General features: G+C 74.3%; 10 protein-coding genes. 6 read left to right on the top strand and 4 right to left on the bottom strand.

Translation table 11 applies throughout. The features are described from left to right. The first annotated feature begins 50 nt into the window (after window positions 1-50). The 3 genes from ACFOVU_RS05940 (at window position 51) to ACFOVU_RS05930 (ending at window position 3,999) form a co-directional block, all read left to right on the top strand. Entirely contained in the window at window positions 51-725 is a 675-nt protein-coding gene (locus ACFOVU_RS05940; protein WP_378530561.1) for an amino acid ABC transporter permease, read from the top strand. Continuing rightward, window positions 722-1,762 carry an amino acid ABC transporter permease gene (locus ACFOVU_RS05935; protein WP_378530559.1) on the top strand — a complete coding sequence of 347 codons (1,041 nt, stop codon included), beginning with the start codon at window positions 722-724 and terminating at the stop codon, window positions 1,760-1,762. The genes ACFOVU_RS05940 and ACFOVU_RS05935 overlap by 4 nt, the downstream gene beginning before the upstream one ends. A gap of 176 nt (window positions 1,763-1,938) precedes the next feature. Beyond that, window positions 1,939-3,999: a S9 family peptidase gene (locus ACFOVU_RS05930; protein ID WP_378530557.1), complete on the top strand. Its 2,061-nt coding sequence runs from the start codon at window positions 1,939-1,941 to the stop codon at window positions 3,997-3,999. 159 nt (window positions 4,000-4,158) lie between these two features. Here the strand turns inward: ACFOVU_RS05930 and ACFOVU_RS05925 are convergent, their stop codons facing one another. The 3 genes from ACFOVU_RS05925 to ACFOVU_RS05915 all read right to left on the bottom strand — a co-directional run bounded on the left by ACFOVU_RS05925 (window position 4,159) and on the right by ACFOVU_RS05915 (window position 6,547). Continuing rightward, window positions 4,159-4,881: a regulatory protein RecX gene (locus ACFOVU_RS05925; protein ID WP_378530555.1), complete on the bottom strand. Its 723-nt coding sequence runs from the start codon at window positions 4,879-4,881 to the stop codon at window positions 4,159-4,161. Continuing rightward, on the bottom strand, window positions 4,874-6,025 hold the full coding sequence (gene recA / locus ACFOVU_RS05920) for a recombinase RecA (RefSeq protein ID WP_378530553.1): 1,152 nt from the start codon (window positions 6,023-6,025) through the stop codon (window positions 4,874-4,876). Before recA ends, ACFOVU_RS05925 begins: the two co-directional genes overlap by 8 nt. Window positions 6,026-6,352: 327 nt before the next feature. Then, entirely contained in the window at window positions 6,353-6,547 is a 195-nt protein-coding gene (locus ACFOVU_RS05915) for a DUF3046 domain-containing protein (RefSeq protein WP_378530551.1), read from the bottom strand. Window positions 6,548-6,658: 111 nt separating this feature from the next. On the opposite strand from ACFOVU_RS05915, the gene ACFOVU_RS05910 reads away from it, so the two are divergent. Together ACFOVU_RS05910 and ACFOVU_RS05905 are read left to right on the top strand one after the other, a co-directional pair. Further along, on the top strand, window positions 6,659-11,578 hold the full coding sequence (locus ACFOVU_RS05910; protein ID WP_378530549.1) for a DEAD/DEAH box helicase: 4,920 nt from the start codon (window positions 6,659-6,661) through the stop codon (window positions 11,576-11,578). Between the two features lie 97 nt (window positions 11,579-11,675). Continuing rightward, window positions 11,676-12,185, top strand: a complete 510-nt coding sequence (locus ACFOVU_RS05905) for a GNAT family N-acetyltransferase (protein WP_378530547.1) — start codon at window positions 11,676-11,678, stop codon at window positions 12,183-12,185. An 83-nt stretch (window positions 12,186-12,268) separates the two neighbouring features. On the opposite strand, the gene ACFOVU_RS05900 is transcribed toward ACFOVU_RS05905, so the two are convergent. After that, window positions 12,269-13,486: an ROK family transcriptional regulator gene (locus ACFOVU_RS05900; RefSeq protein ID WP_378530545.1), complete on the bottom strand. Its 1,218-nt coding sequence runs from the start codon at window positions 13,484-13,486 to the stop codon at window positions 12,269-12,271. Window positions 13,487-13,787: 301 nt separating this feature from the next. Between ACFOVU_RS05900 and ACFOVU_RS05895 the strand changes: the two genes are divergently transcribed. Beyond that, window positions 13,788-14,882: extracellular solute-binding protein (locus ACFOVU_RS05895; protein ID WP_378530543.1), on the top strand; the 1,095-nt coding region annotated here is incomplete at its 3' end.

Below are 14,882 nucleotides of genomic sequence, written 5' to 3'. Positions count from 1 at the left end.
CCGCCCGGTGACCCGCGTCCCCGGGCGGCCATCTTGAACGGCTTGGACACATGGAAGCCTTTCTCGACAACTCAGACGCCGTCCTGGAGGGGTTCTCCTGGACGGTGCGGCTGACCGCGATCAGCGCATTATTCTCGTTCCTCCTCGGCCTCGTCCTCACGGCCATGCGGGTCTCGCCCGTGCCGCTGCTGCGGCTCATGGCAACGGTCTACGTCGAGGCCATCCGCAACACGCCGCTCACGCTGGTGCTGCTCTTCTGCGGCCTGGGGCTCAACAGCGCCCTCGGGCTGAGCTTCGCCGAGAGCGTGGAGTGGAACGTCTACTGGCTGGCCGTTCTGGGGCTGTCCGCCTACACCGCGTGCTTCGTCTCCGAGGCGCTGCGGGCGGGCATCAACACCATCCCGTTCGGCCAGATCGAGGCGGCGCGCTCACTCGGCCTGACGTTCATGCAGAACATGCGGCTGATCGTGCTGCCGCAGGCGCTGCGTTCGGTGATCGGCCCGCTGGGCAGCGTCCTGATCGCCCTGACCAAGAACACCACCGTGGCGTCGGTGGCGGGCCTGGGCGTCCAGGAGGCATCGCGTCAGATGAAGCTCATGTTCGACCAGGGCGTGGTGCCGGTCGTGCCGACGTTCGTCGGCTTCGCGCTCGGGTTCCTCGTCCTGTGCCTGCCCATGGGCTGGATCTTCGGCTGGATGAGCAAGCGACTGGCGGTGGCACGGTGAGCATCCTGCAAGCGAAGGAACCCAGCCGCCTCTTCGACACCCCGGGCCCCAAGGCGGTGGCCCGCCAGCGCATCTACAGCGTGGGGGCGCTCCTCCTCGGCGCGGCCTTCGCGGCGTGGGTCTACCTCGGGTTCAACCAGACCTGGGAGGCCGTGAGCGCCGACCCGGGCGCGCTCCTCACGCCCGATGTGTGGCGGGTCAGCGAAACCGGGCAGTGGGCGGGCCCCAAGTGGGAGCCGTTCCTCGACCCGGCCCTGTGGACCGGCATGGTCCTGCCGGGCATGCTGGCCACCCTCCAGGCCGCGGGCGTGTCGATCGTCCTCGCCCTGGTGTTCGGCCTGGTGTTCGGCATCGGCCGGCTCTCCGACCACAAGGTGATCCGGTGGGTCTGCGGCGCGGTCGTGGAGTTCTTCCGCGGCATCCCGCTACTCATGCTGATCTTCTTCGCCCTGGCGTCGCCGCTGGCGGCCAACCAGCTGCTGGGGGTGCCGTTCGGCACGTTCGTGGTCGACCCGCTCACCGCGGTCATCGTGGGCCTGACCCTGTACAACGGGTCGGTCCTGGCCGAGGTGTTCCGGGCCGGCATCAACTCGGTGCCCAAGGGCCAGTCCGAGGCCGCCTATTCGCTGGGCATGAACAAGACCAAGGTGATGGGCCTCATCCTGGTCCCCCAGGCGGTCTCCAGCATGATGCCGGCGATCGTCGCCCAGCTCGTGGTGCTGCTGAAGGACTCCGCGCTGGGCTACATCGTGGCGTTCCCCGAGCTGCTGCGCAGCTTCTCGCTGGTCGGCACCCGGTTCCAGAACGTCATCCCGGCGGCGATCGTCTGCGCCGTCATCTACATCGTCATCAACGTCGCGCTGAGCCGGTTGGCCATCGCGCTGGAGCGGCGCAACGCCCGGCGCGGCAAGGCGACCGCGAAGGCGACGGTGGCACCGGGGGTCCCTGACGTCGCACCGACCGGTGCTGCGGCCGGCGGCCCCGATGCCGCTGACGGCGGTGCCTCCGCCACGCCGGAGGGCCCGCCCACGCCGTGACCGAACGGTCGCCGACGTCCCCGCCGCCGCGTGCGCCGGGGACGTCGGCGTCTCCGGCCCTCCCCGCGGGCCGGAGTCGGCCGTGCGCGTCAGGTCACGGGACTGCCGCTGACCCGCTCTCGACCACTAAAGTCGACATGTCAGTCCATTCGCCCCACGAACTGCAAAGTTTCGATATGACCGACCGCGTGACGGCCCCGTACGGCGCCTGGCCATCGCCGATCGCTGCAAGCGACGTCGCCCGAGGTGAACGACGGCTGGGGTTCCCCTCTGTCGTGGGCGAGGAGATCTGGTGGGAGGAGTCCCGCCCCGAGGAGGACGGCCGCACCACCGTCATGCGGCGCGGCGCCGACGGCACCCTGACCGAACTGCTGGCCGCGCCTTGGAGCGCCCGCACGCGCGTGCACGAATACGGCGGGCGGTCCTACCTGCCGGTCCCCCGCCGCGACGGCGCATTTCCCGCCGGCCACGGCATCGTCTTCGCCGACCAGACCGACCAGCGCCTGTACCTGCTGGACCGGGACACCAAGGAGCCCGTCCCGCTTACCCCGGTCCCCACCCGGCGCGGCGGCCTGCGCTACGCCGACATGGTCCTCGGCCCCGGTGCCGACCACGTCATCTGCGTCCGCGAGGCCCACGGCGACGACGGCCGCCCCACCCGCGCCATCGTGTCCGTGCCGCTCTCCGGCCACGCCGCCGACGACCCCGGCGCCGTGACCGAACTCGTGACCGGCGCCGATTTCTACGCCTCCCCCGTCCTGTCCCCCGACGGCGCGCACCTGGCCTGGGTCGCCTGGAACCACCCCCGCATGCCCTGGGACGGCACCGAGCTGCGCGTCGGCGCCTTCGACGGCGGAGCGCTCAGCGGGGTGTACACCCTCAAGGGCGGGGTCGGGGAGTCCGTGCTCTACCCCTCCTGGCGCGACGACACCCACCTGTACTTCGTCTCCGACTGGCCCGGGTGGTGGAACCTCTACGAGATCGGCCTCACCGGGCAGGCGATCGCGCTCTACCCGGCCGAGGAGGAGTTCGCCGGCGGGTTCCTGCTGGGCTGGGCGCCCTACCGGCGGCTGGCCGACGGCCGGATCGTGGCGCTGCACGGCGGCGCCGACCTGCGCCCCGGCGTCTACGACCCGGCGACCGCGGAACTGACCGCGTTCGACACCCCGCTGACCACCTGGGAGACCCTCGCCTCCGACGGCGGCACCGTGGTCGGCCTGGCGGCCGGCCCCGCGACCCCGCAGAGCCTCGTCCGGCTCGACCCCGGCACCGGCGCCACCGAGACGCTGCGGCGCTCGCGCGACGACCTGCCCGAGGCCGCCTACCTGCCGCAGCCCCGGGCGGTCACGCTGAGCGGGCGCTACGGCGCCGAGGTCCACGCCACGGTCTACCCGCCCACCAGCCCCCGGGCCACCGGCGATGGGCCCGCCCCCTACGTTGTGTGGGTCCACGGCGGCCCCATCGCCCGCGCCACGACCGAGGCCGACCTCGCCAAGGCGTACTTCACCAGCCGCGGCATCGGGATCATCGACGTCAACCACGGCGGGTCGATCGGGTTCGGCCGCACCTACCGGGAGCGGCTGCACCAGCAGTGGGGGGTGGTCGACGTCGAAGACGCCACGGCGGCGGCGCGCTCCCTGGTCGACGACGGCCTGGCCGACCCCGCGCGGCTCGCCGTCCGGGGCGGCAGCGCCGGCGGGCTGACCACGCTGCTGGCGCTCACCGGCGACACCTTCGCCTGCGGCACCTCGCTGTTCGGCGTCACCGACCTGCTGCGGCTGGCCAAGGAGACCCACGACTTCGAGTCGCGGTTCCTGGACTCCCTGGTCGGCCCGCTGCCCGGCTACGCCGCCGCCTACCGCGAGCGCTCGCCGGTCAACCGGGCCGACGAGGTGGGGGTGCCGGTGCTGCTGATCCAGGGGGCGCTGGACACGGTGGTCCCGCCCGCCCAGGCGCACGCCTTCGCCCGGGCGCTGGGTGAGCGCGGCATCCGCCACGCCTACCTGGAGTTCGCGGACGAGGGCCACGGGCTGCGGGCGGCGGAATCACGGGAACGCGCGCTGGAGGCGGAGCTGGCGTTCTACGGTGAGGTGTTCGGGTTCACCGCCCCGGGCGTGCCCGGCATCGAGCTGGTGACGGAGTTCCGCGAGCCCGAGCCGGAGCCCGACCTCGTGGCCGAGCCATTGCCGCCGCTGGACGGCCACCCCGCCGGCGCGCCGTCGCCCGATCCCGCCTGAGCGGCATCGCGCCTGAGCCGCATCGCGCCTCCGGGCGCCGGGCGCCTGACGGGTCCTCGGTCCGCCCGGCCCGGTAGATCGGGGCCGAGGTCGGGGACGAGGCCGGTGCCGTGGGCCCGGCCGATGGTCGCGATCGGCGCCCTGGGCCCCGCTCGCCGGCTAATCGAGCCCAGGGTCGGGGAGGTCGAGTTCGGCGCCCTCGGCCTCCAACTCCTCGCGCACCACGCGGTAGGCCAGGCCCGCGGCGTAGCCCTTGCGGGCGAGCATGCCCAGCGCCCGGCGGACGCGGACCTCGGGGGCGTGGCCGCGGGTGGAGTCGAGCTTGCGGCGGGCCAGGCGGCGGGCGGTGTCCTCCTCCTGGCCGGGGGTGATGTCGTCGACGGCGTCGCGCACGATGTCGTCGTCGACGCCGCGGCTGCGCAGCTCGGCGGCCAGGGCGCGGCGGCCCAGCCCCCGGCCGGCGTGCCGGGAGTCGACCCAGGCGCCCGCGAAGGCGGCGTCGTCGATCAGCCCTGCCTCGCTGAAGCGGCCCAGGACGGAGTCGGCGACCTCTGGATCGATACCACGCCGCTCCAGGGCGCGGGCGAGCTGGGCGCGGGTACGCGGCGCCGCGGTGAGCATGTTCAGGCAGATACCGCGGGCCTTGGCCTCGGGGTCCTCCGTGGTCAGAGCTCCGTCACGCCGCGACGCCCGGGCAGCGGCTTCTCCCCTGGCCGACCGGGACGGGCGGCCCGAAGCCTCCCCCTCGGGCCGGTGGGCGCGGCCCGAAGCCTCCCCGTCCGACCAGGGCAGGTGGGCCGGACCCTCCTCCGGCCGGGGTGGACCGGCCGGAGGAGTCGGCGGACGGTGGGACGGGCCGCGGCGGTCCCGCGGCTCAGGCATCCGTGGCCGGGGCCGCCGCCTTGGCCTTGGCCGTGCGCTTGGCGGGCGCAGCGGCCGCCGCTGCGGCGGCGGGCGCCTTGGCCGCCGGGGCGTCCTTGGCCGTGTCCTTGGCGCCGGCGACCGGACCGGAGCCGGCGCTGTCGTCGCCCTGCATGGGGATGCCCAGCTTCTCCTTGATCTTCTTCTCGATCTCGTTGGCCATGTCGACGTTCTCGCGCAGGAAGTTGCGCGCGTTCTCCTTGCCCTGGCCCAGCTGGGTGCCCTCGTAGGTGTACCAGGCACCGGACTTGCGCACCGTGCCGTGCTCGACCCCGAGGTCGATCAGCCCGCCCTCGCGCGAGACCCCGACCCCGTAGAGGATGTCGAACTCCGCCTGCTTGAACGGCGGCGCGACCTTGTTCTTGACGACCTTCACCCGGGTCCGGTTGCCGACGGCGTCGGTGCCGTCCTTCAGGGTCTCGATCCGCCGGACGTCCAGCCGCACCGAGGCGTAGAACTTCAGCGCCTTGCCGCCGGTGGTCGTTTCGGGCGACCCGAACATGACTCCGACCTTTTCGCGAAGTTGGTTGATGAATATCGCGGTTGTCCCGGTTTGGTGCAGTGCGCCGGCGATCTTGCGGAGGGCCTGGGACATCAGGCGGGCCTGGAGGCCGACGTGGCTGTCGCCCATTTCGCCCTCGATCTCGGCGCGCGGGACCAGGGCGGCCACGGAGTCGATCACCAGGATGGAGACCGCGCCGGAGCGGATCAGCATGTCGGCGATCTCGAGCGCCTGCTCGCCGGTGTCGGGCTGGGAGAGCAGGAGGTCGTCGGTGTTGACGCCGATCTTCTTGGCGTATTCGGGGTCGAGCGCGTGCTCGGCGTCGATGAACGCCGCGATGCCGCCGAGGCGCTGGGCGCTGGCCACCGCGTGCAGGGCCACGGTGGTCTTACCCGAGGATTCGGGGCCGTAGATCTCCACGATCCGGCCGCGGGGGATCCCGCCGATGCCGAGCGCGACGTCCAGGGCGATCGCGCCGGTGGGGATGGACTCGATCGGCGGGCGGTCGTCATCGCCGAGGCGCATGACGGAGCCCTTGCCGAACTGGCGCTCGATCTGAGCGAGCGCGGTTTCGAGAGCCTTGTCTCGGTCAGCAGCTGCCACGGGGAACCCCTGTTGGGTCGGTGTCTTCTTCTTCATCTCGGGAGCGACGCTACGCGGTCGCGGGGACATTCGGCGACGGCACCGCCCGGCCTGTGGACGGCGCCGGACCGACGGGCGGCGGCGGGCCCGGCGGCCGCGCCGGTGGAGGCGTTCGCGCCGGGTGCCCCGGGCCGCGTCCTGGCTCCGGTACAGCGCTACCCTACCCGAACTTCTGTTCGATGATTCGAAGTCCCGTTCGCTTTTTCCCACTCAGCCTGCGAGGCGTCGGCGGGTCGGACCGGGGCGAACCGGGCGGGACCGCACGCGGATGGTACGCGGCCGCGGGTATCAGCGCGATGCAGCGGGGATGTCGAACGTGTCGCAGACCGCCCGCCATACCTCCTTCGCGCTGACGCCGTCGGCGAGGGCCTGCTCCACCGTCCGCGACCCCAGCGCGTCGATCACGTAGTCGCGCGCCAGGCTCTCGGCGTAGCCCTCGCCGAACTGGTCGTACATGCGGTTCCACATCTCGGAGAGTTTCATCGCCTCAAGTATCGGGGCCCTGAGCGGCGGTGTCACTTCAGGGCGCCCCGTTCCCGCACGTCCCCGGACCGCCACCCGGAAACCGTCGGCCCGGCGGTGCAGACTGGGGGCATGACCACCGACGATGCCTCCGCGGACGCGACGGCCCGCTTCTCCGGTGCCACGCGGGCCTGGTTCGGCGGCGCGTTCCCCGGCGGGGCAACGCCGGCCCAGGCCGCGGCCTGGGCGGCGATCGCCGAGGGCGACAACACCCTGGTCGTGGCGCCCACGGGGTCGGGAAAGACGCTCTCGGCGTTCCTCTGGGCGCTGGACCGGCTGTCGTCGGCGCCCGCCGCTCCGCAGGACCGGGCGCGGCGCTGCCGCGTGCTCTACGTCTCGCCGCTGAAGGCGCTGGCCGCCGACATCGAGCGCAACCTGCGGGCGCCCCTGTCGGGCATCCGCCGGGCCGCCGAGGACAGCGGGCTGGAGCCGCCCCAGGTGTCGGTGGGCGTGCGCACGGGCGACACCCCCGCCGACGAGCGCCGATCGCTGGCCACCCGGCCGCCCGACATCCTCATCACCACCCCCGAATCGCTGTTCCTGGTGCTGACCTCGCAGGCTCGCAACGGCCTGGCCGGGGTCGAGACGGTCATCGTGGACGAGGTGCACGCGCTGGCCGGGACCAAGCGCGGCGCGCACCTGGCGCTGACCCTGGAGCGGCTCGACGCCCTCCTGGACCGGCCGGCTCAGCGCATCGGCCTGTCGGCGACGGTGCGGCCGCCCGAGGAGGTGGCGTCGTTCCTCGGCGGGCCGCGCCCGGCCACGGTGGTGGCGCCCCCCGCCCGGCCGCACCTGGAGGTGCGCATCTCCGTCCCGGTCGAGGACATGACGGAGCTGGAGGCGGCGGTGGCCCCCGGCCGCACCGACGACCGCGCGTCCAAGGCGCGCACGTCGATCTGGCCGCACGTCGAGGAGAAGGTGCTCGACCTGGTGGAGCGGCACCGGTCGAGCATCGTGTTCACCAATTCGCGGCGGGTCGCCGAGCGGCTGTGCGCCCGGCTGAACGAGCTGGCCGCCGAGCGCGCGGCCCCGGCGCGGCCCGATGCCGTCGCGGCCGAGGTCATGGGGCAGGCCGGGCAGGCGTGGACCGGCGACGGCGCCGCTCCGGTCGCGCGGGCGCACCACGGCTCGGTGTCCAAGGAGGAGCGCGCGCTGATCGAGGCGGACCTGAAGGAGGGCCGGCTGCCGTGCGTGGTGGCGACCTCCAGCCTGGAGCTGGGGATCGACATGGGCGCGGTGGACCTCGTGGTGCAGGTGGAGTCGCCGCCCTCGGTGGCGAGCGGCCTCCAGCGGGTCGGCCGGGCCGGGCACCACGTGGGCGAGGTCTCGCGCGGCGTGTTCTTCCCCAAGTTCCGCGGTGACCTGCTGGCCGGCACCGTGGTCGCCGAGCGCATGCGCGCCGGGGCGATCGAGGAGCTGCGGATGCCGCGCAACCCGCTGGACGTGCTGGCGCAGCAGGTCGTGGCCATGGCGGCCATGGACGACTGGGGCGTGGCCGATCTGGCCGCCCTGGTGCGGCGGGCGGCCCCGTTCGCGACGCTGCCCGACTCCGCCCTCGCGGGGGTGCTGGACATGCTGTCGGGGCGCTACCCCTCCGACGAGTTCGCCGAGCTGCGGCCCCGTGTGGTGTGGGACCGCGAGGGTGCGGGCGGCGGGACTCTGCGGGGCCGGCCGGGGGCGCAGCGCCTGGCGGTGACCAGCGGGGGCACGATCCCCGACCGGGGGACCTACGTCGTGCACCTGGCGGGCGCCGGGGCCGCGCCTGAGGGCACACGGCGGGCGGCGCCCACCCGGGTGGGCGAGCTGGACGAGGAGATGGTCTACGAGTCCCGCGTCGGCGACGTGTTCGTGCTCGGGGCGAGCGCCTGGCGGATCGAGAACATCACCGCCGACCGGGTGCTGGTCTCCCCCGCTCCCGGGCGGCCGGGCCGGCTCCCGTTCTGGAAGGCCGACACGGTGGGCCGGCCGTTAGAGCTGGGCCGCGCCATCGGCGCGCTGTCCCGCGAGCTCACCGGGCTCGACGAGCCCGCGGCGCTCGCCCGCGCCGAGGGGGCCGGACTCGACGCCTGGGCGTCGGCCAACCTCGTCGGCTACGTGGCCGAGCAGCGGGAGGCCACCGGGTACGTCCCCGACGACCGGACGATCGTGGTGGAGCGGTTCCGCGACGAGCTGGGCGACTGGCGGGCGGTCGTGCACTCCCCGCTGGGCGCCCGGGTGCTGGCGCCCTGGGCGCTGGTCCTGGGGGCGCGGCTGCGCGAGCGCTACGGGCTGGACGCGCAGGTGGTGCACGGCGACGACGGGATCGTGGTGCGGCTGCCGGACGTGCAGGAGATGGAGCGGGCGCCGCGGTCGGGGGCGCTCGCGGAGTCGCTGGTCCTGGACCCGCAGGACGTGGAGTCCGCGGTGACCGCCCAGATCGGCGGGTCGGCCCTGTTCGCGGCGCGGTTCCGGGAGTGCGCGGCGCGTGCGCTGCTGCTGCCGCGCCGCACGCCGGGGCGGCGGATGCCGCTGTGGCAGCAGCGCCAGCGCTCGGCGCAGCTGCTGTCGGTGGCGGGCCGGTTCGGGTCGTTCCCGATCGTGCTGGAGGCGGTGCGCGAGTGCGTGCAGGACGTCTTCGACGTCCCCGGGCTGACCGCGCTGATGTCCGACATCGCCGCCCGGCGGGTGCGGGTGGTGGAGGTCGAGACGCAGCGGGCCTCGCCCTTCGCGCAGTCGCTGCTGATCGGCTACACGGCGGCGTTCCTCTACGAGGGCGACGCCCCGCTGGCCGAGCTGAAGGCGCAGGCGCTGACCCTGGACTCCGCCCTGCTCGCCGATCTGCTGGGCCAGGCCGACCTGCGCGAGCTGCTCGACCCCGATGTGGTGGCCGAGTCCGAGGCGTGGGCGCAGCGCCTGGCGCCGGAGCGCTGGGTGTCCACCCGCGCGGGCCTGCCGCCGCCCCCGCCCGGCGCCCCAGAGGGCGACGAGGGCCCGGACGCTGCCGGCGACGCGGACGCGGTGCGGCGCGCCGTGGAAGGGACCGCCGACCTGCTGCGGGAGCTGGGACCGCTGAGCACCGGCGAGGCGCGGGAGCGCGGGGTGCACCCGGCATGGCTGCGCGCACTCGCATCGGAACGCCGCGCGATCCCGGTGGTGATCGCCGGGGACCGGCGATGGGCGGCGGTCGAGGACGCCGGCCGGCTACGCGACGCCCTGGGCACCGAACTGCCGGAGTGGCTGACCGGAGCCGCCCCCGCACCCGGCGGCGCGTCCGCGGCACCCATGGGGCCGGGCGGCACGTCCGCGGGAACCACCGGAGAGGGCCGCGCCTATAGCGATACCGCCGGGCCGGAGGGCGCCCTCGCGGGCGCCGCCCCTTCGGGAGGCGCGTTCGCGAGTACCGCCGAGGCGTTCACCGCGCCGGTCGCCGACCCCGTGGGCGACCTGGTGTCGCGGTATGCGCGCACGCACGGGCCGTTCCGGGCCGAGGAGGTCGCCGCCCGGTTCGGGGTGGGCCGGGCCGTTGTGCTCGGGGCGCTGCGGGGCCTGGCGGAGGCCGACCGGGTCGTGGAGGGCGGGTTCCGGCCGGGCGGCCGGGGCACGGAGTGGTGCGACTCCGAGGTGCTGCGCCGGTTGCGCCGCAGGTCGGTGGCGCGGTTGCGCCGCGAGGTCGAGCCCGTCCCGCAGCGGGCGCTGGCGCGGTTCGTGCCCGCCTGGCAGCACGTCGCGCCGCCCGCACCGGGGGCCGGGCGGCCGGGCCGGCTGCGGGGGCCCGATGCGGTCGCCCGGGCCGTGGAATCGCTGCGCGGCGCCCCGGTCCCGGCGTCGGCGCTGGAGTCGCTGGTGCTGCCCGCGCGGGTCGAGGGTTACACACCGGCGCTGCTGGACGAGCTGACGCTGTCCGGGGAGGTGCTGTGGGCGGGGGCCGGGCCGCTGGGCACCACCGACGGCTGGGTGTGCCTCGTCCCGGCCGACATGGCCGGAGTGCTGCTGCCGGAGCGGGGCACGCTGGATCTCGCGCCGCGCCACGAGGCGGTGCTCGCCGCTCTGGAGCGCGGCGGTGCGCTGTTCTTCCGGGACATCGCCGACCGGGTCATGCGGGAGGAGGGCGCCGCGGCGTTCTCCGACGCGGGCCTGGTGTCGGCGGTGTGGGAGCTGGCGTGGGCGGGCTGGATCGGCAACGACACGCTGGGGCCGCTGCGCGCGCTGCTGTCGTCGGGGGGCACGGCGCACCGCAGCCGGTCGCGGCGGCCGGCGCTCCCCACACGCACGGGCCCGCCAACGGTGGCGGGCCGGTGGTGGAGGCTGCCCGAACGCGATCCGGACCCGACCCGGCGCGGGCACGCGGACGCGTCGGCGCTGCTCGACCGCTACGGGGTGGTGACCCGCGGGCCGGTGACCGCCGAGCAGGACCGGCGCACCCGCTCGGGCGGGCCCGGCGGCGGCTTCAGCGCCGTTTACCGGGTCCTGCGCGGGTTCGAGGAGGCGGGCAAGGCGCGGCGCGGCTACTTCGTCGAGGGGCTGGGCGCCGCCCAGTTCTCCCTGGCGGGCGCGGTGGACCGCCTGCGGTCCTTCGCCGCCGACGCCGACGGGGACCGGCCGGCCATGCCTCCGGGCGCGGAAGGCGGATCGGTCGACGGTGCGGCGGAGGCCCCGCTGGTGCTGGCGGCCGCCGACCCGGCCAACGTCTATGGCGCGGCGCTGCCCTGGCCCGTTTCAGCGGGCGGCACCGGCCGGCCGGGTCGCAAGGCGGGCGCCCTGGTGGTGCTCGATGCGGGCGCCCTGGTGCTGTACCTGGAGCGGGGCGGTAAGTCGGCGCTGACCTTCGGCTCCCCGCCCGGGACCTTGGCACGCGCCGCCACGGTCCTGGCGGCGGCCGTGCGAGAGGGGCGCGTGGACTCCCTGACCATCGAACGAGCCGACGGCGCCCCGGTCTTCGACACCCCGCTGGACGCCGCCCTGGTGGCCGCGGGCTTCCACCCGACCCCCAAGGGCCTGCGCCTGCGCACCTGAGCCGCTATCGGAGGAAGGCCGGGCCGGTAGCAGGACGGGAACATGGACGATCATGGGCGGACGGTATGCCCGACTCCCGGTTCCCGGAAAGGACGAAATGAACGATCCGGACACTTCCGTTGAGGTCCGCCCACTGGAGGAGGACGACCTGCCCGCGGCCGTGGCGGCGAGTCTCGCGGCCGATACGGTGTTCGCCGACGCCGGGGTGGTGCTGCCGCCGGATGACCCCCGCGACATGCTGGCGCACGCATCGGCGGTGCTGGTGGCGGGGCGGCCGGTGGTGGGGCTGGCGGCGCTGATCGAGCTGGACGGGGCGGCGCACCTGGAGCAGCTCGCGGTGCACCCGGCCCACGGCCGCCGGGGCATCGGGTCGGCGCTGCTGGAGGCGGCGTGCGGCCTGGCACGCTCCCAGGGCAGTCCGGCCATGACGCTGACGACCTTCCGCGACCTCGCCTGGAACGGCCCCTGGTACGCGGCGCGCGGGTTCCGCCCGCTGCCCGAGTCGGAATGGGGGCCGGAGCTGCGCGCCCAGTGGCGGGCGGAGGAACGGGCCGGGATCCTCGTCGCTCCGCGCATCGCCATGCGTCGCGGTCTGGCCACCGTTTGAGCTTCGCGGCCTCCCCCGTTCGCCCGGCTCCCCGCAGGCTGAGCGGGGGGCGCTGATCCCCCGCTGCGACTACGGCCCGTTCGTCATTCCACGGTGTTGGCGAAGATCTCCTCCCGCGCGTTGCGGAGGGCCGAGAGCAGGGCTCCCCGCAGGACGGGGCTGCCGGCGACACCGCCGACCGCGACCTCGGGGGCGTTGGGGCCTATGCGGGCGGCGTGGCGGGCGACGCGGGCGGCCAGGCCGGCGCCGGCGGCCTGGGCGACGTCGCCGCCGAGGACCACGAGGCCGGGGTCCAGCACCACGCAGACCGACGCGACACCGCGGGCGATGCGCTCCGCGAACTGGTCGAGGAACGCCTCGCCCTCGGGTCTGCCGTCGCCGGCGGCGGCGAGCATGTCGGTGATGCTCTCGCCCGGGATGCCGTGGGACGTTCCCAGGGCCGTGATCTCCTGCGCGCCCACCAGGGCCTGGAAGCCGTGGGCGAGGGAGGGCTTGCCGTAGGCCGTGCGCAGCGACTGGTAGCCGCCGGGCAGCCCGACGTCGTCGGGCAGCGGGGCTCCGGGCACCGGCAGGTAGCCGATCTCCCCCGCCCCGCCGGAGCGCCCGCTGTGGATGCGGCCGTGGAGCATGATCGCCATGCCGACGCCGCCGCCGCTGCTGAGCCAGATGAGGACGAAGTCGGGGATGTCCGCCGCGACCCCTTCGGCCTGTTCGGCGAGGGCCGCCAGGTTGACGTCGTTCTCGATCACCACGGAGCGGCGCAGGTCGGTGCGCAGGGCGTCGAGCACGCCCTCGTGCCAGGAGTGGAGGTCGAAGGAGAAGCGGACGTCCCCGGTGCGGGGGTCGACGACGCCCGGGGTGCCGATGACGCATGCGGTCAGCCGTTCCGCCGGGACCTGCGCCTGTTCCAGGAGCGTCGTCACCGTCGTGTGCACCACGTCGACCGGGTCGGGCGAGGCGGCGGGGTCGATGGCGACCTCTCCGACCGTTCGCCCGGTGATGTCGGCGATGGCAGCGGTGACCCCCGATGCGCTGACGTCCAGAGCGGCCACGTAGGCGCTGGAGGGCACCACGGCGTACAGGGCGGCGTTGGGCCCCCGCCCGCCGGCCTGACTGCCCACGACCTCCACGAGGCTGCGCTCCTCCAGGCGTGAGAGGAGCTGGGAGGCGGTCACCTTGGACAGCCCCGTCTCCTTCCCGAGCTGGGTCCGCGTCAGGGGGCCCGACGACAAGAGGAGCTCCAGTGCCGCCCGATCGTTGAGTTGCCGCAGCAGGCGCGGAGTCCCCGGACGTCGAGACATAACCGTGACACCCCACTCTCTATTTATTAGGAAAGTTTGTTGTTAGTTTATCGCCGATCCGCAAAAGACCCCGAGAAGCCGCACGACTCTGTGCATCCCCCGCGTGAACCCCCGCGTCCGGGCACTCGGCCGGTGGCCGGCGCAACGGACGGAACGAACCGACCCCGTAAGTGATATCCCAGCACATCCCCGCACCGACGACGACGCCGCACCGCGTTCTCGGCCGACCCCGGCACCCACGGCGGGGCGCCCTCCCCGGCGCGGGACGGTACGCGCGGCCCCGCGCGAAGGGAGAGACCACGTGAGATTCCCGAGAATCGCAGCCGCCTCGTCGGTGGCCCTACTGCTCGGCACGGCCGCGTGCGGAGGGGGCGACTCCGGCGACGGCACCGCCGACCCCGCCGACGCACCCTCCACCCTGACCGTCTGGATCATGGGCACCTCCCAGGAACCCCTGGTCGACTACATGGACGGGGTCGAGCAGAGGTACCAGGAGACCTACCCGGAAACAACCGTCGACGTCGAGTTCATCCCCTGGCCCGACGCCCAGGAATCGATCAACAACGCGATGGCCGGCGGCGACGCCCCCGACGTCCTGGAGGTCGGCAACGACCAGGTCGCCAACTGGGGCGCCCAGGGTGCGCTCCTGGACATCAGCGAGCAGGTCGAATCGTGGCCCGACACCGCCGACATGGACCAGGCCGCCCTGGAGTACGGCACCTACGACGGCGTCCAGTACGGCGTCCCCTGGTTCGCCGGCGTGCGCACGCTGTACTACCGCGCCGACTGGCTCCGCGACATCGGCGCGGAGCCGCCGCGGACCTGGGAGGAGCTGGTCGACGTCGCCAAGGCGATCGAAGAGGAGAAGGACGTCCCCGGCTTCGCCGCCCCGACCGACTTCACCAACGGCATCGCCAGCTTCGTGTGGAGCAACGGCGGCGAGATCGCCGTGCAGGACGGCGACAGGTGGGAGGGCCGGCTCACCGACCCCGCGACGCAGGAGGCCATCGAGTTCTACGCCGGCCTGACCACGGAGGAGGAGATCTCGCCGCAGAGCTACGTCGGGGAGAACGAGCTCGTCCCGCTGGCCGACATGGCCAACGGCGAGGTCGGCATGTACATCGACGGCGACTGGGCGCTGACCTCGATGGAGGAGCAGGCCGAGGACCCGGAGATCTTGGACCAGATCGCCGCCGCCCCCCTGCCCGGCGCCGAGGGCATCGCCCCGGCCTTCGCCGGCGGCTCGGCGCTGACGGTGTTCACCACGACCGAGCACCCCGACTTCGCCTTCGAGCTCCTCAAGGTCATGGGCGACAAGGAGGGCGGGCGCGGCTACGCCGACGCCGCGGGCTTCTTCCCGGCCTACCCGGAGATGCTCGACGACGAGGCCTACCAG

The organism is Nocardiopsis sediminis, assembly GCF_042650565.1.
Classification (GTDB): domain Bacteria; phylum Actinomycetota; class Actinomycetes; order Streptosporangiales; family Streptosporangiaceae; genus Nocardiopsis_B; species Nocardiopsis_B sediminis.
Note: the sequence above shows the minus strand (reverse complement) of the source record. Positions and strands in the feature narration are given on the sequence as shown.

Bases quoted from the DNA above. Each gene is read 5' to 3' on its own strand.
- ACFOVU_RS05940 (WP_378530561.1), top strand. From the start codon at position 51: ATGGAAGCCTTTCTCGACAACTCAGACGCCGTCCTGGAGGGGTTCTCC.
- ACFOVU_RS05930 (WP_378530557.1), top strand. From the start codon at position 1,939: ATGACCGACCGCGTGACGGCCCCGTACGGCGCCTGGCCATCGCCGATC.
- ACFOVU_RS05925 (WP_378530555.1), bottom strand. From the start codon at position 4,881: ATGCCTGAGCCGCGGGACCGCCGCGGCCCGTCCCACCGTCCGCCGACT.
- ACFOVU_RS05915 (WP_378530551.1), bottom strand. From the start codon at position 6,547: ATGAAACTCTCCGAGATGTGGAACCGCATGTACGACCAGTTCGGCGAG.
- ACFOVU_RS05910 (WP_378530549.1), top strand. From the start codon at position 6,659: ATGACCACCGACGATGCCTCCGCGGACGCGACGGCCCGCTTCTCCGGT.
- ACFOVU_RS05905 (WP_378530547.1), top strand. From the start codon at position 11,676: ATGAACGATCCGGACACTTCCGTTGAGGTCCGCCCACTGGAGGAGGAC.
- ACFOVU_RS05900 (WP_378530545.1), bottom strand. From the start codon at position 13,486: ATGTCTCGACGTCCGGGGACTCCGCGCCTGCTGCGGCAACTCAACGAT.